23 protein-coding genes are annotated in these 23,323 nt (G+C 67.3%); 18 read left to right on the top strand and 5 right to left on the bottom strand.

Features of this window, described 5'->3' with window-relative positions; translation table 11 throughout:
- Positions 1–19: 19 nt before the first annotated feature.
- From ahcY to secA, 8 genes are all read left to right on the top strand, one after another.
- Complete coding sequence (ahcY, locus tag MLGJGCBP_RS19270; protein WP_087556701.1) at positions 20–1,504, top strand: adenosylhomocysteinase; 1,485 nt, start codon at positions 20–22, stop codon at positions 1,502–1,504.
- Between the two features lie 56 nt (positions 1,505–1,560).
- Positions 1,561–2,244, top strand: coding sequence for a dTMP kinase (locus tag MLGJGCBP_RS19265; protein ID WP_160097602.1), 684 nt, complete (start codon positions 1,561–1,563; stop codon positions 2,242–2,244).
- A gap of 45 nt (positions 2,245–2,289) precedes the next feature.
- Positions 2,290–2,967, top strand: coding sequence for an MtrAB system response regulator MtrA (gene mtrA, locus MLGJGCBP_RS19260; RefSeq protein ID WP_005240059.1), 678 nt, complete (start codon positions 2,290–2,292; stop codon positions 2,965–2,967).
- A complete protein-coding gene (mtrB, locus tag MLGJGCBP_RS19255; RefSeq protein ID WP_087556699.1) occupies positions 2,964–4,736 on the top strand; it encodes an MtrAB system histidine kinase MtrB in 1,773 nt (590 codons plus the stop codon). The genes mtrA and mtrB overlap by 4 nt, the downstream gene beginning before the upstream one ends.
- Positions 4,733–6,526 carry an MtrAB system accessory lipoprotein LpqB gene (gene lpqB, locus MLGJGCBP_RS19250; RefSeq protein ID WP_160097601.1) on the top strand — a complete coding sequence of 598 codons (1,794 nt, stop codon included), beginning with the start codon at positions 4,733–4,735 and terminating at the stop codon, positions 6,524–6,526. The genes mtrB and lpqB overlap by 4 nt, the downstream gene beginning before the upstream one ends.
- A gap of 31 nt (positions 6,527–6,557) precedes the next feature.
- Complete coding sequence (locus tag MLGJGCBP_RS19245; protein ID WP_160097600.1) at positions 6,558–7,256, top strand: ComF family protein; 699 nt, start codon at positions 6,558–6,560, stop codon at positions 7,254–7,256.
- A 171-nt stretch (positions 7,257–7,427) separates the two neighbouring features.
- A complete protein-coding gene (hpf, locus tag MLGJGCBP_RS19240; protein WP_087556696.1) occupies positions 7,428–8,105 on the top strand; it encodes a ribosome hibernation-promoting factor, HPF/YfiA family in 678 nt (225 codons plus the stop codon).
- A 151-nt stretch (positions 8,106–8,256) separates the two neighbouring features.
- A complete protein-coding gene (secA, locus tag MLGJGCBP_RS19235) occupies positions 8,257–11,124 on the top strand; it encodes a preprotein translocase subunit SecA (RefSeq protein ID WP_087556695.1) in 2,868 nt (955 codons plus the stop codon).
- A gap of 15 nt (positions 11,125–11,139) precedes the next feature.
- Here the strand turns inward: secA and MLGJGCBP_RS19230 are convergent, their stop codons facing one another.
- Positions 11,140–11,661, bottom strand: a complete 522-nt coding sequence (locus MLGJGCBP_RS19230; RefSeq protein WP_160097599.1) for an Rv3235 family protein — start codon at positions 11,659–11,661, stop codon at positions 11,140–11,142.
- A gap of 157 nt (positions 11,662–11,818) precedes the next feature.
- On the opposite strand from MLGJGCBP_RS19230, the gene MLGJGCBP_RS19225 reads away from it, so the two are divergent.
- The 6 genes from MLGJGCBP_RS19225 to MLGJGCBP_RS19200 all read left to right on the top strand — a co-directional run bounded on the left by MLGJGCBP_RS19225 (position 11,819) and on the right by MLGJGCBP_RS19200 (position 18,094).
- On the top strand, positions 11,819–12,256 hold the full coding sequence (locus tag MLGJGCBP_RS19225) for an HAD-IA family hydrolase (protein ID WP_087556693.1): 438 nt from the start codon (positions 11,819–11,821) through the stop codon (positions 12,254–12,256).
- Positions 12,250–13,674: a WS/DGAT/MGAT family O-acyltransferase gene (locus tag MLGJGCBP_RS19220; protein ID WP_160097598.1), complete on the top strand. Its 1,425-nt coding sequence runs from the start codon at positions 12,250–12,252 to the stop codon at positions 13,672–13,674. The genes MLGJGCBP_RS19225 and MLGJGCBP_RS19220 overlap by 7 nt, the downstream gene beginning before the upstream one ends.
- 30 nt (positions 13,675–13,704) lie before the next feature.
- Positions 13,705–14,217: a DUF6912 family protein gene (locus MLGJGCBP_RS19215; protein ID WP_160097597.1), complete on the top strand. Its 513-nt coding sequence runs from the start codon at positions 13,705–13,707 to the stop codon at positions 14,215–14,217.
- A 91-nt stretch (positions 14,218–14,308) separates the two neighbouring features.
- Positions 14,309–15,424 carry a ferredoxin reductase gene (locus MLGJGCBP_RS19210; protein ID WP_160097596.1) on the top strand — a complete coding sequence of 372 codons (1,116 nt, stop codon included), beginning with the start codon at positions 14,309–14,311 and terminating at the stop codon, positions 15,422–15,424.
- A gap of 62 nt (positions 15,425–15,486) precedes the next feature.
- Positions 15,487–16,743, top strand: coding sequence for a fatty acid desaturase family protein (locus MLGJGCBP_RS19205; protein WP_160097595.1), 1,257 nt, complete (start codon positions 15,487–15,489; stop codon positions 16,741–16,743).
- A 112-nt stretch (positions 16,744–16,855) separates the two neighbouring features.
- Positions 16,856–18,094, top strand: a complete 1,239-nt coding sequence (locus tag MLGJGCBP_RS19200; protein ID WP_160097594.1) for a fatty acid desaturase family protein — start codon at positions 16,856–16,858, stop codon at positions 18,092–18,094.
- Positions 18,095–18,135: 41 nt separating this feature from the next.
- Here the strand turns inward: MLGJGCBP_RS19200 and rsgA are convergent, their stop codons facing one another.
- Together rsgA and aroA are read right to left on the bottom strand one after the other, a co-directional pair.
- Positions 18,136–19,176: a ribosome small subunit-dependent GTPase A gene (gene rsgA / locus MLGJGCBP_RS19195; protein ID WP_160097593.1), complete on the bottom strand. Its 1,041-nt coding sequence runs from the start codon at positions 19,174–19,176 to the stop codon at positions 18,136–18,138.
- Positions 19,122–20,438, bottom strand: coding sequence for a 3-phosphoshikimate 1-carboxyvinyltransferase (gene aroA, locus MLGJGCBP_RS19190; protein ID WP_160097592.1), 1,317 nt, complete (start codon positions 20,436–20,438; stop codon positions 19,122–19,124). The genes rsgA and aroA overlap by 55 nt, the downstream gene beginning before the upstream one ends.
- Before the next feature lie 78 nt (positions 20,439–20,516).
- Between aroA and MLGJGCBP_RS19185 the strand changes: the two genes are divergently transcribed.
- A complete protein-coding gene (locus MLGJGCBP_RS19185) occupies positions 20,517–21,275 on the top strand; it encodes an SOS response-associated peptidase (protein WP_160097615.1) in 759 nt (252 codons plus the stop codon).
- On the opposite strand, the gene ybaK is transcribed toward MLGJGCBP_RS19185, so the two are convergent.
- A complete protein-coding gene (ybaK, locus tag MLGJGCBP_RS19180; protein WP_160097591.1) occupies positions 21,262–21,756 on the bottom strand; it encodes a Cys-tRNA(Pro) deacylase in 495 nt (164 codons plus the stop codon). The genes MLGJGCBP_RS19185 and ybaK overlap by 14 nt on opposite strands.
- Before the next feature lie 99 nt (positions 21,757–21,855).
- On the opposite strand from ybaK, the gene MLGJGCBP_RS19175 reads away from it, so the two are divergent.
- Positions 21,856–22,590 carry a sigma-70 family RNA polymerase sigma factor gene (locus MLGJGCBP_RS19175; RefSeq protein ID WP_087556772.1) on the top strand — a complete coding sequence of 245 codons (735 nt, stop codon included), beginning with the start codon at positions 21,856–21,858 and terminating at the stop codon, positions 22,588–22,590.
- Entirely contained in the window at positions 22,587–22,868 is a 282-nt protein-coding gene (gene rsrA / locus MLGJGCBP_RS19170; RefSeq protein ID WP_072937642.1) for a mycothiol system anti-sigma-R factor, read from the top strand. Before MLGJGCBP_RS19175 ends, rsrA begins: the two co-directional genes overlap by 4 nt.
- 70 nt (positions 22,869–22,938) lie before the next feature.
- On the opposite strand, the gene MLGJGCBP_RS54335 is transcribed toward rsrA, so the two are convergent.
- Complete coding sequence (locus MLGJGCBP_RS54335; protein ID WP_022597109.1) at positions 22,939–23,013, bottom strand: 50S ribosomal protein bL37; 75 nt, start codon at positions 23,011–23,013, stop codon at positions 22,939–22,941.
- 94 nt (positions 23,014–23,107) lie between these two features.
- Here MLGJGCBP_RS54335 and MLGJGCBP_RS19160 point away from each other — a divergent pair, with 94 nt between their 5' ends.
- Positions 23,108–23,323 carry a biotin/lipoyl-binding carrier protein gene (locus MLGJGCBP_RS19160; RefSeq protein ID WP_005240095.1) on the top strand — a complete coding sequence of 72 codons (216 nt, stop codon included), beginning with the start codon at positions 23,108–23,110 and terminating at the stop codon, positions 23,321–23,323.

Here is a 23,323-nt window from a genome sequence, read left to right as displayed (position 1 = left end):
AGTCAAACAGGAGAGGCAGATGACGACCTCAGTTTCAACCACGCCCGTGGCCGAGAGCCGCAACGGGATCGATTTCAAGGTGGCGGACCTTTCGCTCGCCGAGTTCGGCCGCAAGGAGATCCGGCTCGCCGAGCACGAGATGCCGGGACTGATGGCGCTCCGCCGCGAGTACGCAGAGGTGCTGCCGCTCAAGGGTGCTCGCATCTCCGGTTCGCTGCACATGACCATCCAGACGGCCGTGCTCATCGAGACGCTCACCGCGCTGGGCGCCGAGGTCCGCTGGGCCTCGTGCAACATCTTCTCGACGCAGGATCACGCCGCCGCCGCGATCGTCGTCGGCCCGCACGGCACGCCGGAGGAGCCGCAGGGCACCCCAGTGTTCGCGTGGAAGGGCGAAACGCTCGAGGAGTACTGGTGGGCCGCCGAGAAGATGCTCACCTGGCCGGACGCCGACAAGCCGGCGAACATGATCCTCGATGACGGCGGCGACGCCACGATGCTCGTCCTCAAGGGTGCGCAGTTCGAGAAGGCGGGCGTCGTGCCGCCCACCGACGACGATCAGGACTCCGACGAGTACAAGGTGTTCCTCGCCCTGCTGCGTCAGTCCCTCGAAGCGGACAAGACCAAGTGGACGAAGGTCGCGGAGTCGGTCCAGGGCGTCACCGAAGAGACGACGACCGGTGTCCTGCGTCTGTACCAGGTCGCTGCTGCCGGTGAACTCGTCTTCCCGGCGATCAACGTCAACGACTCGGTCACCAAGAGCAAGTTCGACAACAAGTACGGCACCCGCCACTCGCTGCTCGACGGCATCAACCGCGGCACCGACGTGCTGATCGGCGGCAAGGCCGCACTCGTGTGCGGTTACGGCGACGTCGGCAAGGGCTGCGCCGAGGCGCTGCGCGGACAGGGCGCCCGCGTCGCGGTCACCGAGGTCGACCCCATCAACGCCCTCCAGGCACTGATGGACGGCTTCGAGGTGAAGACGGTCGAGCAGGCCATCGGCTGGGCCGACATCATCATCACGTCCACGGGCAACAAGGACATCATCACGTTCGATCACATGAAGCAGATGAAGCACCAGGCCATCCTGGGCAACATCGGTCACTTCGACAACGAGATCGACATGGCCGGCCTCGAGCGGTCCGGTGAGATCACCCGCATCAACATCAAGCCGCAGGTGGACGAGTTCCGGTTCAAGGACGGCCACTCGATCATCGTGCTGTCCGAAGGTCGCCTGCTGAACCTCGGCAACGCGACCGGCCACCCCTCGTTCGTGATGAGCAACAGCTTCTCCAACCAGGTGATCGCCCAGATCGAGCTGTGGACGAAGCCGGAGGAGTACGACAACGAGGTGTACCGCCTCCCGAAGCACCTCGACGAGAAGGTCGCGAAGATCCACGTCGAGGCCCTCGGTGGCACGCTCACCAAGCTCACCAAGGAGCAGGCGGAGTACATCGGCGTCGACGTCGAGGGTCCGTTCAAGCCCGAGCACTACCGGTACTAGAGGCCGCGGCGTCCCCCGGTCCGTCGCATGCGGGCCGGGGGATAGCCTTTCTCCCCGTGGGAACACTGATTGCGCTGGAAGGCCTGGACGGCGCGGGCAAGCGAACACTGGTCGGATCCGTCGTGGCTCGCCTCGCCGAGCAGGGTCTGACGGTCGGCACCCTCGACTTTCCGCGGTACGGCAGGTCCGTGCACGCAGATCTGGCGTCCGAGGCGCTCAAGGGCGCGCACGGGGACCTCGCCGAGTCCGTGCACGCGATGGCCGTGATGTTCGCCCTGGACCGGTCCGGCGCCGTCGGCGAGCTGTCCGCACTGCTCGCCGGCCACGACCTGGTGATCCTCGACCGCTACGTGGCGTCCAACGCGGCGTACGGCGCGGCCCGGTTGCACCAGGCGGCGGACGGGGAGTTCGTGGGCTGGGTGGAGAACCTCGAATTCGGGCGGCTGGGGCTGCCCCGACCCGACCTGCAGCTGTATCTGGACGTTCCCGTGGCGCTCGCCGCGGAACGCGCCCGTGGCCGCGAATCGGCGGATGCCAGCCGGTCCCTCGACGCCTACGAACGCGACCGCGGCCTGCAGGAACGCACCGGTGAGGTGTACCGCGAGCTGGCCGTGAAGGACTGGATTTCGCCGTGGTGGGTGCTCACCCCGGACACCGATCCGGTCACGCTCGCCGAAAACCTGGCACTCTTGAGTGACGACACGGCACGGCGTGACGGGAAAGAACACGGCACGCCGTAACGGCGAACGGGCTGTTACGGCCTCCGAAGATGCAACGATAGGGACATGAAGCCAAGGATTCTGGTTGTCGACGACGACACTGCGCTCGCGGAGATGCTCACGATCGTGCTCCGCGGCGAAGGATTCGATCCGTATGTGGTGGGGGACGGGACCCAGGCGCTCACCGCGGTCCGGGAGACACGCCCCGACCTGGTGCTGCTCGACCTGATGCTGCCCGGCATGAACGGCATCGACGTGTGCCGTGTTCTGCGGGCCGATTCCGGTGTTCCCATCGTGATGCTGACCGCGAAGACGGACACCGTCGACGTGGTCCTCGGATTGGAATCCGGCGCGGACGACTACATCATGAAGCCGTTCAAGCCCAAGGAGCTGGTGGCTCGGGTCCGGGCTCGGCTTCGCCGGACCGAGGACGAGCCGGCCGAGTTGCTCAGCATCGCCGACATCGTCATCGACGTTCCCGCCCACAAGGTGAGTAGGGGCGAAGAACTGATCTCCCTCACCCCCCTCGAGTTCGACCTCCTGGTGGCTCTGGCGCGCAAGCCGCGACAGGTGTTCACCCGTGAGGTGCTGCTCGAGCAGGTGTGGGGTTACCGACATGCGGCCGACACCCGACTGGTCAACGTGCACGTGCAGCGTCTGCGTGCCAAGGTCGAGACTGATCCCGAGAATCCCGAAGTGGTTTTGACGGTCAGGGGGGTCGGCTACAAGGCCGGACCGCCGTGACAGGTGTTTCCCGATGGCGGCGTCGTGTCAACCGACGCGTTTCGCCGATCCTTCGGTGGGGTCACTCACTGAGCAATACCCTCGCGCACACGTGGCGTCGTTCGCTGCAGCTGCGAGTCGTCGTCTCGACGTTGACGTTGTCGCTCATCGTCATCGTCGTGCTCGGCGTCGTGCTGACGAGTCAGATCACCGACCGTCTGCTCGAGACCAAGATCAATGCGGCCACCGAGGAGATGGACCGTGCCCGGAGCACGGTGGAGGGGCAGCTGGCAGGCGCGGACGACAGTAGTTCGCCCACCACACAGCTCGACGGCGCCAGGGCCGCCCTGACGAACCGCGAACCCGACGCCGGGCAGGCGTCGGGCTCGGCGGGCACGTTCGACCCGGTGCTGATCGTGCCCGGTGACGGCCCCCGTGCGCCGACGTCGAGTGGTCCGGCGGACCAGATCCCGGAATCGCTGCGGGCGTTCGTCCAGGCAGGTCAGGTGGCATATCAATTCGCCACCGTGAACGATCCGGAAGGCTATTCGGGGCCGGCACTGATCGTCGGGAGCCCGACCGCGTCGGCGATCTCCACACTCGAGCTGTACCTGGTGTTCCCGCTGGCCAGTGAGGACCGCAGCCTCTCGCTGGTCCGCGGCACACTGCTGGTGGGTGGCGCCGTGCTCGCCGTGCTGCTCGCGGCCATCGCGCTGCTCGTCGCGAGGCAGGTGGTCCTGCCGATCCGGTCGGCGTCACGGATCGCGGTGCGTTTCGCGGACGGCCGGCTGAAGGAACGCATGCCCGTGCGCGGCGAGGACGACATGGCCCGGCTGGCGATGTCGTTCAACGAGATGGCGGAGAGTCTGTCCAAGCAGATCACCCAGCTCGAGGAGTTCGGAAACCTCCAGAAGCGATTCACCTCCGACGTGAGCCACGAACTGAGGACACCGTTGACGACGGTGCGTATGGCGGCCGACCTCATCCACGACGGCAGCGACGACCTCGACCCCGTGCTGCGGCGGTCCTCGGAGTTGCTGGTGGCGGAACTCGACCGGTTCGAGGGACTGCTGGCCGACCTCCTCGAGATCAGCAGGCACGACGCCGGCGTCGCGGAACTGGCCGCCGAGCAACTCGACGTCCGGATGTGTGCGCGCGCGGCGATCTCGACCGTCCGTCATCTTGCGCGCGAGAGCGGGACCGAACTGATCGTGGACCTGCCCGATCAGGCGGTGATGGCCGAGGTGGACCCGCGTCGTGTGGAGCGAATCCTGCGGAACCTGCTGGCGAACGCGATCGACCACGGAGAAGGCAAACCGGTGCTCCTGCGCGTGCGCGCCGACGACAGCGCTGCGGCGTTCATCGTGCGCGACCAGGGCGTGGGCCTGCGGCCGGGCGAGGAGAAGCTGGTGTTCAACAGGTTCTGGCGGTCCGATCCGTCGCGCGTGCGACGGTCGGGCGGTACCGGACTCGGACTCGCGATCAGCGTGGAGGACGCGAATCTCCACGACGGCAGGCTCGAGGCGTGGGGTGAACCCGGCCAGGGCGCCTGCTTCCGGTTGACGCTGCCCCGGGTGCGGGGACGCAAAGTCGTGTCGAGCCCGCTGCCTCTGAAACCGGGAACGGCGAAATACGTTCAAGGACAGCCGGTTCCGGGCGACGACACGTTGCCGGTGCGCAACGAGAGCATGGAGGCGGCGGTCGACGAGTCCCACACGGTTCCCCAGAAGCGTGAGCGTGCGCACGTCGGTGACCGGGACGGTGCGCACGTGCCGGAGTCGGACCTGTGACGCCCGGCCGGCGATCCGCCCTGCTGTCGCGGCCGGTGTGCGGTGCGATCGTCCTCGCGGTGCTCGTGACCGTCAGCGGGTGCGCGAGTCTCCCGGATTCGTCCACCCCACAGGCGATCGGCACGATCAACCGTGACTCGCCCGGGTCGAGTGTCGCGGCCCCGGCACCGGGACGCGAACCCGACCTGCTGCTGCGCGACTTCTTCAAGGCCAGCACCGATCCGACCGATCGGCATCTCGCGGCCCGCCAGTTCCTCACCCCCGGTGTGACCGGAAGGTGGGACGACGCGGCCAGCGCAACCATCGTCGACAAGGTCGACGTCCTCCCGGAGACCCGGTCGGCCGACCAGGCGACGTACACGATCCGCGCCAACAAGGTGGGGCAGCTCGAACCCGGTGGGCTGTACGTGGCGGAAGAGGGCAGTTTCGAGACGAAGATCAGTCTCGAGTTGCAGGGCGGTGAATGGCGGATCTCCGAGCTCCCCGCAGGCGTGATCCTCGACCGGGCGCAGTTCCTGAACACCTACCAGCGCAAGTCGCTGTACTTCCTCGACCCGTCCGGGACGACGGTCGTGCCGGACCCGCGCTGGGTGTCGGGCGCCCAGGACCAGATGGCGTCGCAGCTGATCGGTCTGCTGATCGACGGGCCCAAGGCGGCACTGGCCCCGGCCGTGCGCAACGAACTCGGTAACGGGGTCTCGGTGCGCGGCCCGATCACGAAGGCCGACGGCCGCACCGCGCAGGTAGGGGTGGGGCTCGGTGGGATCCGGATCGACTTCGCCGGCGTGCCGCCGATGGATGCGCAGCAGAAGCAGCTGTTCGCGGCGCAGGTGATCTGGACGCTGGCCAATGCGGAGATCTCGGGCCCCTACGTGCTGCTCGCCGACGGCGAGCCGTTCGACGAACGGTTCCCGAACGGGTGGACCACCGCCGACGTCGCGTCCATGAACCCGTTCGCGACATCCAGCGCCACCGTGGGCCTGCACGCGCTGCGTGAAGGGTCGATGGTGAGCGTCACCGAGACCGGGGTCACCCCGGTGCCCGGGTACTTCGGATCGGCCCGCAACATGCGGTCGCTCGCGCTGTCGCAGGACGGAAAATTGGTCGCCGCGGTCGCCGACACCGGGCGTCCCGCGCCGGAACCCGCGAGTTCGCTGATGGTCGGGGCGTACGAGGACGGTGCCGCATCGGTGCTCGAGGGTGGCGCGATCACTCGCCCCACGTGGGCGCCCGACAACTCGGCGATCTGGGCAGCGGTCAACGGCAACACGGTCATTCGGGTGTTGCGCGAGCCCGGCACCGGCCGGACGTCGGTGGTCAACGTCGACGCAGGCGCCGTCACCGCACTGGGCGCCACGATCACCGAGTTGCGCCTGTCCCGCGACGGGGTGCGGGCGGCACTGATCGTCGACGGCAAGGTCTATCTCGCCATCGTCACCCAGATGCCGGGAGGTCAGTACGCGTTGACGAATCCCCGTGCGGTCGCGATCGGACTGGGCAGCCCGGCGCTGTCCCTGGACTGGAGCACGAGCGACACGATCGTCGTCGCGCGTGCGGCGTCGGACATCCCGGTGGTGCAGGTGGCCGTCGACGGGTCGCGGATGGACGCGCTGCCGAGCCGCAACCTGACCGCGCCGGTGGTGGCCGTGGACGCGTCGACGACCACGGAGTTCGTCGCCGACTCCCGGGCGGTGTTCCAGTTGAACAACAACGATCCGGCCGGCGACCGGTACTGGCGGGAGGTCCCCGGGTTGACGGGTGTGAAGGCGATCCCGGTCCTGCCGGGCTGAGACTGTCGGTGCGGGCCCGGATACTGCCCGCATGCGCGCCCTGCCCGGTCTCCGGACCCTGCTCGATCTGATCCTGCCCGCCGAGTGCGGCGGGTGTGGGGTGCCGGGCACCCAGTGGTGCGCCCGCTGCGCCGCGGAGGTGGCCGACGATCCCGTGCTGCTCCGGCCGCGCGTGGATCCCGGCGTCGGGGTGTGGGCGCTCGGGCCGTACACCGGTGCCCGCCGCCGGGCTGTCATCGCCGCGAAGGAGCGGGGGCGGCGCGATCTCGCCGCGCCGCTCGGATCCGCCGTCGCGGGCGCGCTGAGCCGTCTGCAACAGTGGGGTGAACTCGACCCGCCGGACGTCGCTCCGGTGGTTCTCGTGCCGGCTCCGACGCGTCCGCGGGCGGCCCGCGCACGGGGCGGCGACCCCGTCACGCGGATCGCCGTCGCCGCGGTGGGGGACCGGCGCGTGTGCCCTGCGCTCGTGATGCGACGCGCCGTGCGGGACTCGGTCGGACTGAACGCAGATCAACGTCGAGTAAACCTAGAGGGTGGCGTCCGGTTGACGCGCAGCGGCGCTGTATTCGCGCGATATCTCGAGCCGGAATCATCCTCGCTGCAACGGGTTTCGGTGGTACTACTGGACGACGTGTCGACCACCGGCGCGACCGCGACCGAGTCTGTCCGGGTGCTGTCGCGAGTGGGTATCCGGATCAGCGCGGTGGTCGTCGTGGCGGGTGTTGGATGAAATTCTGCCGAACAGTGGCACTCGCGCGCGTTACGTACTAGCGTCGCGGACACACCCGAAAACACAGGTAGGAGGTGGAACTTCGAACCTGGTGCCGGGCGGACCCCCTTCCGGCATTGCTCAAACTCGCCGCCGCCCATCAAGGGGCGGGGCCGTAATCGGGAGGTACGAGTGACGACCCCTTCGCAAGCCTCGGTTTTCGTCGACGACCGCACCACGGAAGCACAAGAGAAGACGGATACCCCCACCGCCGAGATCGTCGTCAAGGGACGCAACGTCGAGGTACCCGACCACTTCCGCGTGTACGTCTCCGAGAAGCTGTCGCGCCTCGAGCGCTTCGATCCCTCCATTTTCCTGTTCGATGTCGAACTTCAACACGAACCCAATCGACGCCAGAGAAAGAGCTGCCAGCGCGTCGAGATCACTGCCCGAGGCAAGGGGCCGGTAGCCCGAGCCGAGGCATCCGCCGACAGTTTCTATGCAGCATTCGAGTCGGTGACCGCCAAGCTCGAGAGCAGGCTCCGTCGCACCAAGGACCGGAAGAAGGTCCATTACGGGGAAAAGACCCCGGTGTCGGTGGCGGAAGCCACCGCCGCACTCGCCGAGGACGACAGTCTCGGCATCAGTCCCGACATCTCCCTGGACGGGCAGGTGTCGGACGAGCACACACCGGGTCACGTCGTGCGGACCAAGGAACACACGGCCACGCCGATGACCATCGACGACGCTTTGTACGAGATGGAGCTGGTAGGACACGATTTCTTCCTGTTCCACGACAAGGAGACGGACAAGGCGTCCGTCGTCTACCGGCGGCACGCGTTCGACTACGGATTGATCCGTCTGGCGTGACGTACTCCCGTTCCGTCTGACGATCCGAGCGGTCGGTCTACTCGTCCGATCGCGGAAGCGCCTACCATGGAATCCGGCCGGGGTTCTCGGACCTCCGGCCGGATTTTGTGTGTCACCCATCCACTGCCGAAGATTGAGGACGAACAAGACTGTGCCGTCGCTGTCGCTATCGAAGCTGCTCCGTGTTGGTGAAGGTCGCATGGTCAAGCGGCTCAAGCACATCGCCGACCACGTTTCCTCGCTGTCGCCCGAGGTCGAAGACCTGACCGACGAGCAACTCCGCGCGAAGACCGAGGAGTTCCGCGCCCGCTACCGTGACGGCGAGACGCTCGACGAACTGCTGCCCGAGGCGTTCGCCGTCGCCCGCGAGGCGTCCTGGCGGGTCATCGACCAGCGGCACTTCCACGTGCAGATCATGGGCGGCGCCGCCCTCCACTTCGGCAACATCGCCGAGATGAAGACCGGTGAGGGCAAGACCCTGACCTGCGTGCTGCCCGCGTACCTCAACGCGATCGCCGGGGACGGCGTGCACGTCGTCACGGTCAACGACTACCTCGCCAAGCGCGACTCCGAGTGGATGGGCCGCGTCCACCGCTTCCTCGGACTCGACACCAGCGTGATCCTGTCCGGCATGTCGCCCGCCGAGCGTCGCGCGGCCTATGCGGCGGACATCACATACGGCACCAACAACGAGTTCGGGTTCGACTACCTGCGCGACAACATGACGCACTCCCTGGACGATCTCGTCCAGCGCGGTCACAGCTTCGCCGTCGTCGACGAGGTCGACTCCATCCTCATCGACGAGGCCAGGACCCCCCTCATCATCTCCGGCCCCGCCGACGCGTCGAGCAAGTGGTACGCGGAGTTCGCCCGCATCGCGCCGCTGCTCAAGCGTGACGTGCACTACGAGGTCGACATCCGCAAGCGCACCATCGGCGTCCACGAGGCCGGCGTCGAACTCGTCGAGGACCAGCTCGGCATCGACAACCTGTACGAGGCCGCCAACTCGCCGCTCGTGAGCTACCTGAACAACGCCATCAAGGCCAAAGAGCTGTACACGAAGGACAAGGACTACATCGTCCGTGACGGCGAGGTGATCATCGTCGACGAATTCACCGGCCGCGTCCTCGTCGGCCGCCGCTACAACGAGGGCATGCACCAGGCGATCGAGGCCAAGGAGAAGGTCGAGATCAAGGCCGAGAACCAGACCCTCGCCACGATCACGCTGCAGAACTACTTCCGCCTGTACGACAAGCTGTCGGGCATGACGGGTACGGCCGAGACCGAGGCCGCCGAGCTGCACCAGATCTACAACCTCGGCGTCATCCCGATCCCCACCAACCGGCCGATGGTCCGCGTCGACAACGGCGACCTGATCTACAAGACCGAGGAAGCCAAGTTCGACGCCGTCGTCGACGACGTGGTGGAGCGGCACGAGAAGGGCCAGCCGGTCCTCATCGGTACGACCAGCGTCGAGCGGTCCGAGTACCTGTCGAAGCAGTTCACCAAGCGCGGGGTGGCGCACAACGTGCTGAACGCGAAGTTCCACGAGCAGGAAGCCCAGATCATCGCCGAGGCCGGCCGGTCGGGAGCGGTCACCGTTGCAACCAACATGGCCGGTCGTGGTACCGACGTCGTGCTCGGCGGCAACCCCGACATCATCGCGGACATCGCGCTCCGCAAGCAGGGCCTCGACCCCGTCCATACCCCCGACGACTACGAGGCGGCGTGGGACGACGTCCTCGACCAGGTCAAGGCCGAGGTGAAGGCCGACGCCGACAAGGTGCGCGAGGCCGGCGGGCTGTACGTCCTCGGCACCGAGCGGCACGAGTCCCGGCGAATCGACAACCAGTTGCGCGGCCGGTCCGGCCGTCAGGGCGATCCCGGTGAATCGCGGTTCTACCTGTCCCTCGGCGACGAGTTGATGCGACGGTTCAACGGTGCGGCGCTCGAGTCGATCATGACCCGGCTCAACCTGCCCGACGACGTTCCCATCGAGGCGAAGATGGTCTCGAAGGCCATCAAGAGCGCTCAGACGCAGGTCGAGCAGCAGAACTTCGAGATCCGCAAGAACGTCCTCAAGTACGACGAGGTGATGAACCAGCAGCGCACGGTCATCTACAACGAGCGCCGTCAGATCCTCGAAGGCAAGGACATGGAGGGCCAGGTCGAGAAGATGATCACCGACGTGGTCACCGCCTACGTCGACGGCGCCACCGCGGAGGGTTACGTCGAGGACTGGGATCTCGAGCAACTGTGGACGGCCCTCAAGACGCTGTACCCGATCGGCGTCGATTACAAGGAACTGGTCGGCGACGGCGACGACGAGACGAAGGACATCACCGCCGACGAGTTGCGCGAGACCCTGCTGAAGGATGCGCACGACGCCTACACACGGCGTGAGGCCGAGATCGACGGCGTCGCCGGTGAGGGATCGATGCGCGAACTCGAGCGCCGGGTCCTGCTGAGCGTCCTCGACCGGAAGTGGCGTGAGCATCTTTACGAGATGGACTACCTCAAGGAGGGCATCGGCCTGCGGGCGATGGCTCAGCGTGATCCGCTCGTCGAGTACCAGCGCGAAGGTTTCGACATGTTCGGCGGGATGCTCGAGGGCCTGAAGGAGGAGTCGGTCGGATTCCTGTTCAACCTTCAGGTCGAGGCGGCCGCCCCGCAGGCGGCGCAGGCCCCGGGCGTCAGCGTCACTGCGGCTTCCGCTGCGGCGACGGCGTCGGCTGCACCCGCTCCGGCGGCGCCTCGACCGCTACCCACCCAGGAGGCCGCGCAGCAGGCGCAGGGCACGGCGGCACCGTCCGCCCTCCGCGCGAAGGGACTGGACGACGGGGAGCCCCGCGGGCTCACGTACTCCGGGCCTGCCGAGGACGGCAATGCCCACCTCAGCCGCCGCGGAGCGGCCGAATCGGACGACGCCGCCGACGCCGGAACCCGTCGTCAGCGGCGGGAGGCCGCGCGGTCGCAGTCGAAGGGTAAGAAGGCCCCGCGCACCAAGCGCAAGCGCTGACCACAGGCGAGCCGATCAGCCGATCATCAGCGAGGTGACGGTCCAGCCCGTGTCGGACTGTTGTTCGACACGGGCTGCGATCACGAAGACCCGTGGTCCCCGGCCGTAGGTGCCGAAGGCCTCGAACACACAGGGCTCCACCGCGCGCAGATGCACGCGGACGAGTGTCGCGACACCGAGTCGCCGGGCAGGTGATTCCGCGAGCGCGAACGTGCGCACCACGTCGACGAGTGACGGCGTCACCATCGGCCGCAGTTGCCGGACGTTGCGTCGCCGGTCCAGCACTTCGAGGACGAGCCGGAACGCCTGCTCCGTGAACCGCTGAACGTCCGGCGACGGAATCGGCAGAGTTCCCGGGTGCGTCGCGGCGCCGCGCGGCGACGCACCCGAGTGGGGCGACGACCGGTGCCTGGCGTGCCCGCGAGTATGCAGCGCACCCGGCGGCTCCGAATGCCCCGGCAGGATCGGCGCGGCGTCGTCGCCGACCGCCGGCTCGAAGCGTGGCACCCGTGACAGGAACGTGTAGGACTCACTCATTTCTTACCCCCCGGTTTCGGCATGAGACGGCCGTCGTAGCGGTCATGATCGCACGGATCCCGTCGTCGTGTCGCTGAACCGCGGAGCGGACTCGTGTCGCTGAACCGCGGAGCGGACTCGTGTCGCCGAACCGCGGAGCGGCCCATAGGGTGGGGACGTGCGGGGATTGATATTGGACTTCGGCGGCGTTCTCGCGGGTCCCGGTTCGGACATGGACGGCCTGTCGTCCGTCCTCGCCGGTGCCCGGACCCGTGGTGTGCGGACCGCGATCCTCAGCAACGATCCCGGCGGTCCCGGCGCGCAGTGGTTGCGGGAACTCGGCGACGGCCGGCTGGTCGATCAGGTCGTGCTGTCCGGGGATGTCGGTGTCGCCAAACCTGATCCGCGGATCTATCGGCTGACGGCCGAATCGCTCGGTCTGGATCCGGGCGACTGTATCTTCGTCGACGACCTGCCGGTCAACGTGCGGGGCGCGGTGGCCGTCGGGATGGTGGGCATCCACCACGTCGACGGCGCGGCCACGGCGGACGAGATAGCGATACTTCTCGAGGTGGATCGAGACGGGATGCAAGGGGAACAGGCGCCGACATGGTGACGAGACTGACTACGCAGGATGCATCGTTCTACTTTCTCGAGGCGAGCAGTACGCCGATGCACGTGGGATCGCTGGCGATCTTCCGGAAGCCGCGAAACGGGTTGTCCTACGAGGAATTACTGAGCCTCGTCGAGGAGCGGTTGAGCCTGGTGCCCCGCTACCGGCAGAAGGTGCGGGAGGTGGCGCTGGGACTGTCGCGTCCGGTGTGGGTGGACGATCAGGACTTCGATATCGAGTACCACGTCCGGCGGTCGGCGCTGCCGAAGCCCGGATCGGACGCCCAGTTGCACGATCTGGTCGCACGGCTCACGTCCCGGCCCCTCGACAACACGCGTCCCCTGTGGGAGATGTACCTGGTGGAGGGGTTGTCGAACAACCGCTTCGCCATCTTCACGAAGTCGCATTCCTCGCTGGTCGACGGCGAGACGGCGCTCGAGATCGGTCAGGTGATCCTGGACCCGGCGAAGACCCGGCGGCCGATGGCGGAGGAACTGTGGATGCCGAGCCCCGCCCCCAGTGAGTCCACTCTCATCGCGGGGGCGCTGGCGGAGATGGTGTCGAGGCCGGGGGAGGGTCTGGCGGCGCTGCGGATGACGTTGGGTGACATGGCGTCTGCGCTCGGTGAGACCGTGCGGACCGTCGGCAAGCTCGCCGCCGTGGTCCGCACCGCGACACAGGTGGCGCCGTCGAGTCCACTGAATGCGACGATCTCCCGCAACCGGCGCTTCGCGGTGGTCAAGACCGAATTGGGCGACTACCGGAAGATCCGCGCACAGTACGGGTGCGAGGTCAACGACGTCATCCTCGCCGTCGTGTCGGGTGCGATGCGGTACTGGCTGCTGTCCCGCGGCGAACCGGTGGCCGAGTCGACCACGGTCCGGGCCATGGTCCCGATGTCCGTGTACGCGACGGACCCCGAGGCTGACGACGAGGGGTCCCGCCGCGGCGAGTGGGCGGACCCGCGGAGCATGGTGTCGTCCTTCCTCATCGACCTGCCGGTCGGCGAACCGAACGCGGTGGTGCGGCTGTCGCACGTGGCGCACGCCATGGAGGCGCACGCGAAGCAGAGTCAGCGGGTCACCGCGGAGACCCTGGTGCGGTTGTCGGGGTTCGCGCCCGCCACGCTGCACGCGATGAGTGCCCGTGTCGCGAGCAGCTTCTCGCAGCGCATGTTCAACCTGATGATCACCAACGCGCCGGGTCCGCAGATGCCGCTGTACGTGGGTGGAGCGCGGATGCTGGAGATGTATCCGGTGTCGCCCCTGCTGAAAAACCAGACTTTGAGCATCGGCCTCACGTCCTACGACGGCAACGTCTACTACGGTTTGAATGCAGACCGTGACGCCATGGCCGACGTGGACGTGGTGGCGGCGCTGCTGTACGAATCTCTCGAGGAGTTGTTGGATGCCAGCCGGTGAGAAGTCCGCGGTGCGAATGACGGGTGACGCATGACGAGGGTGTACGTTCCCGCGACGATCGAGATCCTCCAGCGGCTCGTCGCCGACCAGGAGTTCGATCCGATGAGCCGTACCGCCTTCGCCGTCACCGCCACGCTCCGCGAGGCGTACTCGTCGGGCGACGACGACGAACTGGCCGAGGTCGCGATGGCCGAGGCCGCCCGGGCTTCGCTGCGTCTGATCGCGGGCCGGGTGGGGGAGAGCGGGACAGACGGGGTCCGCTTCCGCCGTGCCGTGGTTGCCGCGGACATCGACGACGTGACACCCCGTCCGGATCTCGACGACGCCGTGGTCCGGTTGCCCGGTCCGGTGACGATCGGCCGGGTCGCGTCGGTGCACGTGGACCTCGCGGAGGCGGAGCCCGACATCGAGCGGGCCGTGTCCGCGATCGACGAAGCGGATCTCGGAGATCCGGACGCCGAGTTCGTTCTCGGTGACGCCGAGGATCACGTACTGGCGTGGTACGCCATCCAGGAGCTTCCGTTCCTGCTCGAACTGCTCTGACCGGTACGTCCTCTTACCTTGGGGTAACCTACGGTACCGTAACTTAAAAACCTACGGTAGCGTAGGTGGTGACGGAAAAGGTGGAGGTCGGATGGGTCTGAAGGATTGGATCGAGGCGCCCGCAGCAGCGGTCGTGCCCGCCAAGCGGTCCAAGCTCAATTGGTTGCGCGGTGCGGCGGCACGTCTGACGACGCCGTTGCTCCCCGACGACTACCTGCACCTGGCCAACCCGCTGTGGTCGGCCCGCGAACTGCGCGGACAGATCGTGGAGGTGCGCGCGGAGACGGCGGACTCCGCCACGATCGTCATCAAGCCGGGCTGGGGATTCGATTTCGACTACGAGCCCGGCCAGTACATCGGCATCGGCCTGCACATCGACGGACGCTGGCACTGGCGTTCGTACTCCCTCACCTCGCCCCCGAACTGGGACGACAAGCTCATCTCCATCGCCGTCAAGGCGATGCCCGAGGGATTCCTGTCCAGTCACCTCGTCAACGGTGTGCCGTCGGGGACGATCGTCCGGCTCGCGACGCCCACGGGCAACTTCGCGCTGCCCGACCCGCCGCCGCAGCGCATCCTGTTCCTGACCGCGGGCAGCGGTATCACGCCGGTCATGGCGATGCTCCGCACGATGAACCGGCGCGGCCAGCTTCCCGACGTCTTCCACGTCCACTCGGCGCCCACCGACGCCGACGTGATGTTCGCCGACGAACTCACCCAGCTCCACGAGGAGCACGACGACTTCCGGTGCAAGATCCAGCTCACCCGCAGCCAGGGCAAGTTCGCGTTGTCCTCGCTCGACGAGGTGTGCCCGGACTGGCGCGAACGGCAGACGTGGGCCTGTGGGCCGCTGCCGATGCTCGACGAGATCGAGACGCTGTGGCGCGACGAGAACATCGAGGACAAGCTGCACCTCGAGCGTTTCGCCGTCTCCCGTGCGGACACGTCCGGCGAGGGTGGGACGGTGACGTTCGCCAAGGCCGACAAGACCGTCACGATCGACGGTGCCACCACTCTTCTCGAGGCCGGTGAGAAGGTCGGTGCACTGATGCCGTTCGGCTGCCGGATGGGGATCTGCCAGACCTGTGTCGTTCCGATTCTCGCCGGGCACGCCATCGACCTGAGGTCCGGCAAGCAGCACGCCGAAGGTGACCGAGTCCAGACTTGTATCTCGGCGGCGGCAGGGGACTGCACGCTCGACGCATGAGCGTGAGCGTGTTGTTCACCTGACTCCGCTATTCTCGGACTCTCACCAGACGGAGGAGCACGGTGGCGATCACCGACATCAAAGAGTTCGCGCATCTGACCGAAGCGGACATCGAATCGCTCGGACGTGAGTTGGATGCGATCCGGCTCGACGTGGAGGATTCGCGCGGCGTCCGCGACGCCCGATACATCCGCCGGGCCATCAGGGCGCAACGACTGCTGGAACTCGGTGGCCGGCTCGCGCTGTTCGGCAGCCGATACCGGCCGGCCTGGCTCGCGGGCACCGCGATGCTTTCCCTCTCGAAAATCATCGAGAACATGGAACTCGGCCACAACGTGATGCACGGCCAGTGGGACTGGATGAACGATCCGGAGATCCACTCGATGTCTTGGGAGTGGGATCAGACGGGCCCCTCGGAGCATTGGAAGCGGGCCCACAACTACTCCCACCACACGTTCACCAACATCGTTGGAATGGATTCCGACGTCGGTTTCGGCATCCTCCGGATGACCCGCGACGAGGAGTGGCGGCCGATCAATCTGCTGCAGCCGTTCGCCAACATCGTCCTGGCCGCCACGTTCGAGTGGGGGATCGCGCTCCACGACCTCACGTTCGCGGCCGAGTTGGAGGGCGCCGAGAAGGGGCAGCTCAACTCGCAGGCCAACAAGGATTTTGCCCGCAAGATCTTCCGTCAGGTCGGCAAGGACTTCCTCCTGTTCCCGGTGCTCGCGGGGCCGGCGTGGAAGTCGACGCTGACGGCGAACACGACCGCCAACCTCATGCGGAACCTGTGGGCGTACGTGGTGATCTTCTGCGGGCACTTCCCGGACGGCGCCGAAAAGTTCACCGTCGACGAATACGAGAACGAGACCCGGCACGAGTGGTACCTCCGGCAGATGCTCGGCAGCGCCAACTTCGACTCCGGCAAGATCATGGGTTTCATGAGCGGAAATCTCAGCTACCAGATCGAGCATCATCTGTTCCCCGATCTGCCGAGCAACCGGTACCCGGAGATCGCCGTGAAGGTGCGGGCGCTTTGCGAGAAGTACGACCTCCCGTACACCACGGGGTCGCTCGCCAAGCAGTACCTGCTGGCACTGCGCACGATCCACAAACTCGCCCTTCCCGACCGCTTCCTGCGTGCGACGGCGGACGACGCCCCCGAGACGTCCTCGGAGCGGAAGTTCCGCGATGCCCGTGACGCGGGTGCCGCGATGGTCGAGACGCTGCGCACCGATCCCGTCACGGGACAGCGCCGGGGTCTGCTGTCGGCGCTGCGCGCCCACGCGGAGGCCAAGATCCCGCGCCGTCGTCGGTGATTTCACTCACACCTACAATCAAGTAACCTACGGTGCCGTAACTTACGGTACGGTAGGTCATGTCAGCGCCTATCCGGTGTGAACTGTCGACCCAGCCAGGAGGAGGTTCCCCATGGCGATTGCAGATGTCAAGGAATACGCACATCTCACCGAAGCCGATGTCGAGGCGCTCGGGCGCGAGTTGGATGCGATCCGCCGCGATATCGAAGAATCTCGCGGGGAGCGCGACGCGCGCTACGTGCGGAACACCATCAGACTGCAGCGTGGACTCGAGATCAGTGGCCGCGCAATGCTGTTCGCGAGCAAGCGGCGTCCCGCCTGGCTGGCGGGCACGGCTCTGCTCTCCCTCTCGAAGATCATCGAGAACATGGAACTCGGCCACAACGTCATGCACGGCCAGTGGGACTGGATGAACGATCCCGAGATCCACTCCACCTCGTGGGAGTGGGACGTGACGGGACCGTCCGCTCACTGGAAGCAGACGCACAACTACATCCACCACAAGTACACCAACGTCCTCGGTATGGACGACGACGTGGGATACGGCCTGCTGCGCGTCACGCGTGACCAGCGGTGGAAGCCGTTCAATACCGGCAATCTCCTCTACAACACCCTGCTCGCGCTGTTCTTCGAGTACGGCATCGCGGCGCAGCATCTCGAACTCGGCAAGGTCGCCAAGGGGCGCGTGCCGAGCGAGGAGACCCAGCGCAAGCTCCGCGAGGTCGGCGAGAAGGTCGGCAAGCAGATCCTCAAGGACTACGTGATCCACCCCGCGGTCACCGGTCCTGCGTGGAAGAGCACGCTCACCGCCAACATCGCCGCGAACATGATCCGCAACGTGTGGACCAACGCGATCATCTTCTGTGGGCACTTTCCGGACGGCGCCGAGAAGTTCACCAAGGCCGATATCGACAAGGAAACGCCCGCGCAGTGGTACCTCCGGCAGATGCTCGGTAGCGCGAACATCGACGGCGGCAAGCTGATGGACTTCATGTCCGGCAACCTGAGCTACCAGATCGAGCACCACCTGTTCCCCGACCTGCCGAGCAACCGCTACGCGGAGATCGCCGTACGGGTGCGGGAGTTGTGCGAGAAGTACGACCTGCCGTACACCTCCGGGCCGTTCCTGGTGCAGTACGCGAAGTCGTGGCGCACCATCGCCAAGCTGTCGTTGCCGAACAAGTACCTCAAGGCGACCGCGGACGACGCGCCGGAGACGGCGTCGGAGCGCAGGTTCGGTGGAAACACCACGGCGACAATCGATCCCGTGACCGGTCGCCGTCAGGGGCTGAGTTCCGCGATCAAGCGCACCCGCAAGCGTCGCGGTCTGCGCGCACTGCTTTCCCGCTAGGCAACTCCGCTAGACAGTTCCGCCACGGCGCGGTTCGTCCCTCACCAGGCCTCGTTTGACGCGATGGCCGTGAGGAGGTGACGGACCGCGTCGACGCGTTTGGCGGCCTTGCCCTCGAGGTGGTCGAGCGCGCATTCCGGGTCCGCGGGCGGGCCGAGATGGGTACAGCCTCGCGGGCAGTCCTCGATGGCCGCGGCCAGATCGGAGAACGCGGCCACCACGTTCTCCGGGGAGATGTGGGCCAGCCCGAACGACCGGATGCCCGGGGTGTCGATCACCCAGCCGCCCGACGGGAGCGGCAGCGCGACCGACTGCGTGGACGTGTGCCTGCCCTTGCCCACGCCGGAGACCACGCCGACGGCACGGTCGGCGTCGGGAACGAGGCGGTTGACGAGAGTCGACTTCCCGACCCCCGAATGCCCGATCAGCGCGGTGAGCCTGCCGGACAGCATCGACAGGACCTCGTCGACCGGATCGTCGCGGCCCGCCACGACCACGGGGACGTCGAGGTCGGCGAACGTGCTCGCGAACTCCTCGGGCGGCTCGAGGTCGCTCTTCGTCAGGCACACGACGGGGCTCAGCCCGCCCGCGTATGCGGCGACTAGCGCGCGTTCGACGAATCCCGTCCGCGGCGGCGGGTCGGCGAGCGCCACGACGATCAGCAACTGCTGCGCGTTGGCCACCACGATCCGCTCGTAGGGGTCGGTGTCGTCGGCGGTGCGCCGGAGCACGGTGGCGCGCTCGGCCACCCGCACGATCCGCGCGAGGGTGTCGGGTTTGCCGGACAGGTCGCCGACGACGCTCACCTCGTCGCCCACCACGATGGGGGTGCGGCCCAGTTCGCGGGCGCGCATGGTCACGAGGGGACGGTCGGGGTCGCCGCCGAGAACGCAACCCCACCGGCCCCGGTCGACGGCGACGACCATCGCCGACTCCGCGGCGAGGTGCTCCGGCCGGGTTTTCGTGCGCGGGCGCGTTCCTCGGCCCGGGCGCACCCGGACGTCGGACTCGTCGTACTGCCTGCGACTCAGAAGCTCGCCTTCCGACCGGTGCCCGCGGCCGCGGACAGCATTGTGGCCCACAGGTTCTCGAAACCGGGCAGTGTCTTCGCCGTGGTGCCGATGTCCTCGATCTCGATGCCGTCGACCCGCAGGCCGACGATGGCTCCCGCCGTCGCCATCCGGTGGTCGGCGTAGGACCGCCACGTCCCGCCGTGCAGGTCGGCGGGCACGATGGTGAGGCCGTCCTCGGTCTCGGTGACGTTTCCGCCCAGCGAATTGATCTCGTGTGCGAGCGCGGCCAGCCGGTCGGTCTCGTGTCCGCGCAGATGCGCGATACCGCGCAGGTGGGACGGGCCGTCCGCGAGCGCGGCGAGCGCCGCGACGGTCGGGGTGAGTTCGCCGACGTCGTGCAGGTCGATGTCGATGCCGGTCAGCTGCTGCGGGCCGCGGACGGTGAGGTTCGCCCCGTCCCGCCGGACGTCGGCGCCCATCGCCAGCAGGATCTCGCGGATCGCGTCGCCGGGCTGCGTCGTCTCCGCCGGCCACAGCGGAACGGTCACCTCACCGCCGGTGACGGCGGCGGCGGCGAGGAAGGCGGTGGCATTCGACAGGTCGGGCTCGATCACCCGGTCGACGGCCCGCACCGGACCGGGGCTAACCCGCCACGTGTCGGCCTCCCCGCCCGTCGCCGGGGTGGAGACCTCGACACCCGACTCGCGCAGCATCTCCACCGTCATGTCGATGTGCGGCATCGACGGAACCGTCTTGCCGTCGTGATGAACCGTGACGCCCTCGTCGAAGGCGGCCGCCGACAGCAGCAGCCCGGACACGAACTGCGAAGAACCGGACGCGTCGATCGTGACCCGGCCCCCGCGCAGCGAACCCGCGCCGCGGACCGTGAACGGCAGGGAGTCGCCGTCGATGTCCGCGCCGAGACCGCGCAGCGCGTTCAGGATCGTGTCGAGCGGGCGGGTGCGCGCCTGCTCGTCGCCGTCGAAGTCGACCGTGCCGTCGGCGAGCGCGGCGACCGGCGGAAGGAACCGCATGACGGTGCCTGCCAGGCCGCAGTCGACCGCACCGCCCCGGAGGGGGCCGGGGGTGACCCGCAGCGTCGTGTCGTCGCCGGCCGTCTCGATGCCGATTCCCAGCGTCCGGAGTGCGTCGATCATGAGGTCGGTGTCCCGGCTGCGCAGTGCCCCGGTGAGGGTGGACGGACCGTCCGCGAGTGCGGCGAGGATCAGCGCGCGATTGGTGATCGACTTCGATCCGGGGAGGGCGACCGTCGCGACGACGGGCGCTTCGGCACGGGGGGCGTTCCACAGGCTCAGGCTCACGGTCTCCATCTTCGCCTATCGGGCGGGTGACCGGGCGGGGTGGGCGGCGTGTCGCAGGTGTCGGTGGTTCGTGCCACTCTGGTGGACATGTGCGGCAGGTATGCGACCACTGCGAATCCGGCGACACTCGCGGCCGACCTCGACGCGATCAACGAGGCGGGCGAGGAGGAGAGTCCGCCCGACTTCAACGTGGCGCCCACCACACAGGTCCTCACGGTGGTCGACCGGCACGACGCCCGTCGGATCCGGCGGATGCGGTGGGGTCTCGTGCCGTCCTGGACGAAGGAACTCGGCAAGGGCCCGGTGCTGTTCAACGCCCGGGCGGATTCGGTCGACAACAAACCCGCGTTCCGGACCTCCTTCAAGTACAAGCGCTGCCTCGTGCCGATGGACGGCTGGTACGAGTGGCAGACCGAGACCGAGCCGTCGGCCGCCGGGAAAAAGGCGGGCAAGGCGAAGAAGATTCCGTACTACATGTCCCCGGAGGACGGCTCACGCCTGTACATGGCCGGGCTGTGGTCGGTCTGGCACGATCCCGCGGTCGAGGAGTCGCCGCCCGTCCTGAGCTGCAGCATCATCACGGTCGACTCCGCCGCCCAGCTCGAGAACGTGCACGACCGGATGCCGCTCGTGATGCCCCGCGACCGCTGGGCCGCGTGGCTCGATCCCGAGCACCCCGCATCGACCGACCTGCTCGCGGTGTCACCCGACGCCATCGCCGACATCACCGTCCGGCGGGTGTCCACGCTGGTGAACAGTGTGAAGAACAACGGACCGGAACTCCTCGACCCCGACGCGGCCGGTCGTGACGACGCGCAGGTGGGGGAGCAGATCAGCCTGCTGTGACCGCCGCGGTGACGGCTCCGCTGAGCCGCACCAGATCGGCGGGCGCGAGTTCGATCTCGAGCCCGCGCCTGCCCGCGCTGCACAGCACCCTGTCCCAGTCGAGCGCCGACGCGTCGACGACCGTCGGAAGTGCCTTCCGCTGCCCGAGCGGGGAGATGCCGCCGAACACGTACCCGGTGGAGCGCTCGGCCTCGGTGCGGTCCGCCATCACGGCCTTGCCCGCGCCCAGCGCCGCGGCCGCCGCCTTCAGGGACAGTTTCTCCGGGACCGGCAGGACCGCCACCGCCAGCTTGCCCGTGTCGAGTTTGATCACGAGCGTCTTGAACACCTGATGGGCAGTGACGCCGACCGTCTCGCCCAGCGCGTCGACCGCCTCCGAACCGTACGACTCCGCCCGCTCGTCGTGCGCGTAGCTGTGCACGGTGTGGTCTATGCGCTGTGTGACGAGCAACTTCGTCGCGGGAGTGGCAGTTCCGGCCATGGACGAACACTCTGCCACGCGGTGCGGGAACACCGCGGACGGGAGCCGTGTTGGTACCTGCAGAAGACCCGTGCATCGAAGGGAGTGGTCCGTATCGTGATGTCCTCGGTAATCGAGCCCACGTCGCGTCTGCAGTTGGCGGTAACGTTGACGCCCACGGCGACCGAAGGGATCAGCGTGCAGGAACATGACCGTCCGACGGCAGAGAAGGCCGAGCCACAGGACGAGTTGATCGCGCGTTTCGAAAGGGATGCGCTCCCACTTCTGGATCAGCTGTACGGCGCTGCTCTGAGGATGACCCGGAACCCGGCTGACGCCGAGGACCTCGTGCAGGAAACGTACGTGAAGGCCTACACGGCGTTCCGTTCGTTCCGCGAGGGCACCAACCTCAAGGCGTGGCTGTACCGGATTCTCACGAACACGTACATCAACTCGTACCGCAAGAAGCAGCGGCAGCCCGCGCAGTACCCGACCGACGAGATCACCGACTGGCAGCTCGCGGCGACGGCGGAGCATTCGTCGACCGGGCTGCGGTCCGCCGAGGTCGAGGCACTGGACGCGCTCCCCGACGACGACATCAAGGAAGCCCTCCAGGCCCTGCCCGAGGAGTTCCGGATGGCCGTCTACTACGCCGATGTCGAGGGCTTTCCCTACAAGGAGATCGCCGAGATCATGGGCACCCCGATCGGGACCGTGATGTCGCGGCTGCACCGCGGGCGCAAGCAGCTGCGGGGTCTGCTCGCCGATGTCGCACGCGAACGAGGATTCAACCGCGGCACCGACGAGGTGGCCGGCGACAGTGTAGTGAGCGCGGAGCAGGAGGTTTCTCGGTGAGCGAGCAGGACGAATTCGAGCAGCTCGACTGCTCCGCCGTCATCGCGGACGTCTGGCTGATGCTGGACAGCGAATGCGACGAGGCCTCGCGGGCGCGGCTGCAGCGGCATCTCGACGAGTGCGGGTCGTGCCTCGAGGCGTACGGGATCGAGGAGAAGGTCAAGAGCCTCGTGAACCGCAAGTGCGGCGGTGAGCACGCACCGGAAAGTCTGCGTCAGAGGCTCTCCATCGAGTTGCGGCGGACGATCCTCATCACGAATACCGAACCCGAGTCGTAACCCGTCAGAACAGCAATCAGGGGCCGGAAAGCATCGCTGCTTTCCGGCCCCTGGTGCGTTCTACGGCGCGTCAGGCGTTGGGACGCTTGCCGTGGTTTGCGGCGTTGCCCTTGCGACTGCGCTTCTTACGACCACGCTTACCCATGAGTAGATCTCCCTTCTTTTCACCACAGTCTTCCACGTGTGGTTGGGTGTCCTTGCAACAGGGCTTTCTCGACACCCGGGAGTGAAGGATCACAATGGCAGAAGACGTGCGCGCCGAAATGGTTTCGACGGTGTATCAGGTTGTGGTGAGCGCGGGTGACGAGGTGAAGGAAGGCGACACCCTCGTCATCCTCGAGTCGATGAAGATGGAGATTCCCGTCATCGCCGAAGAGCCCGGCACGGTCACCTCCGTGGACGTCAAGGTCGGCGACGTGATCCAACAGGGCGACCTGATCGCGGTCATCTCCTGA

The organism is Rhodococcus sp. T7 (assembly GCF_009872365.1).
GTDB lineage: Bacteria > Actinomycetota > Actinomycetes > Mycobacteriales > Mycobacteriaceae > Rhodococcus_F.
The sequence above is the reverse complement of the archived record's forward strand: the minus strand, read 5'-3'. Positions and strand labels throughout refer to the sequence as shown.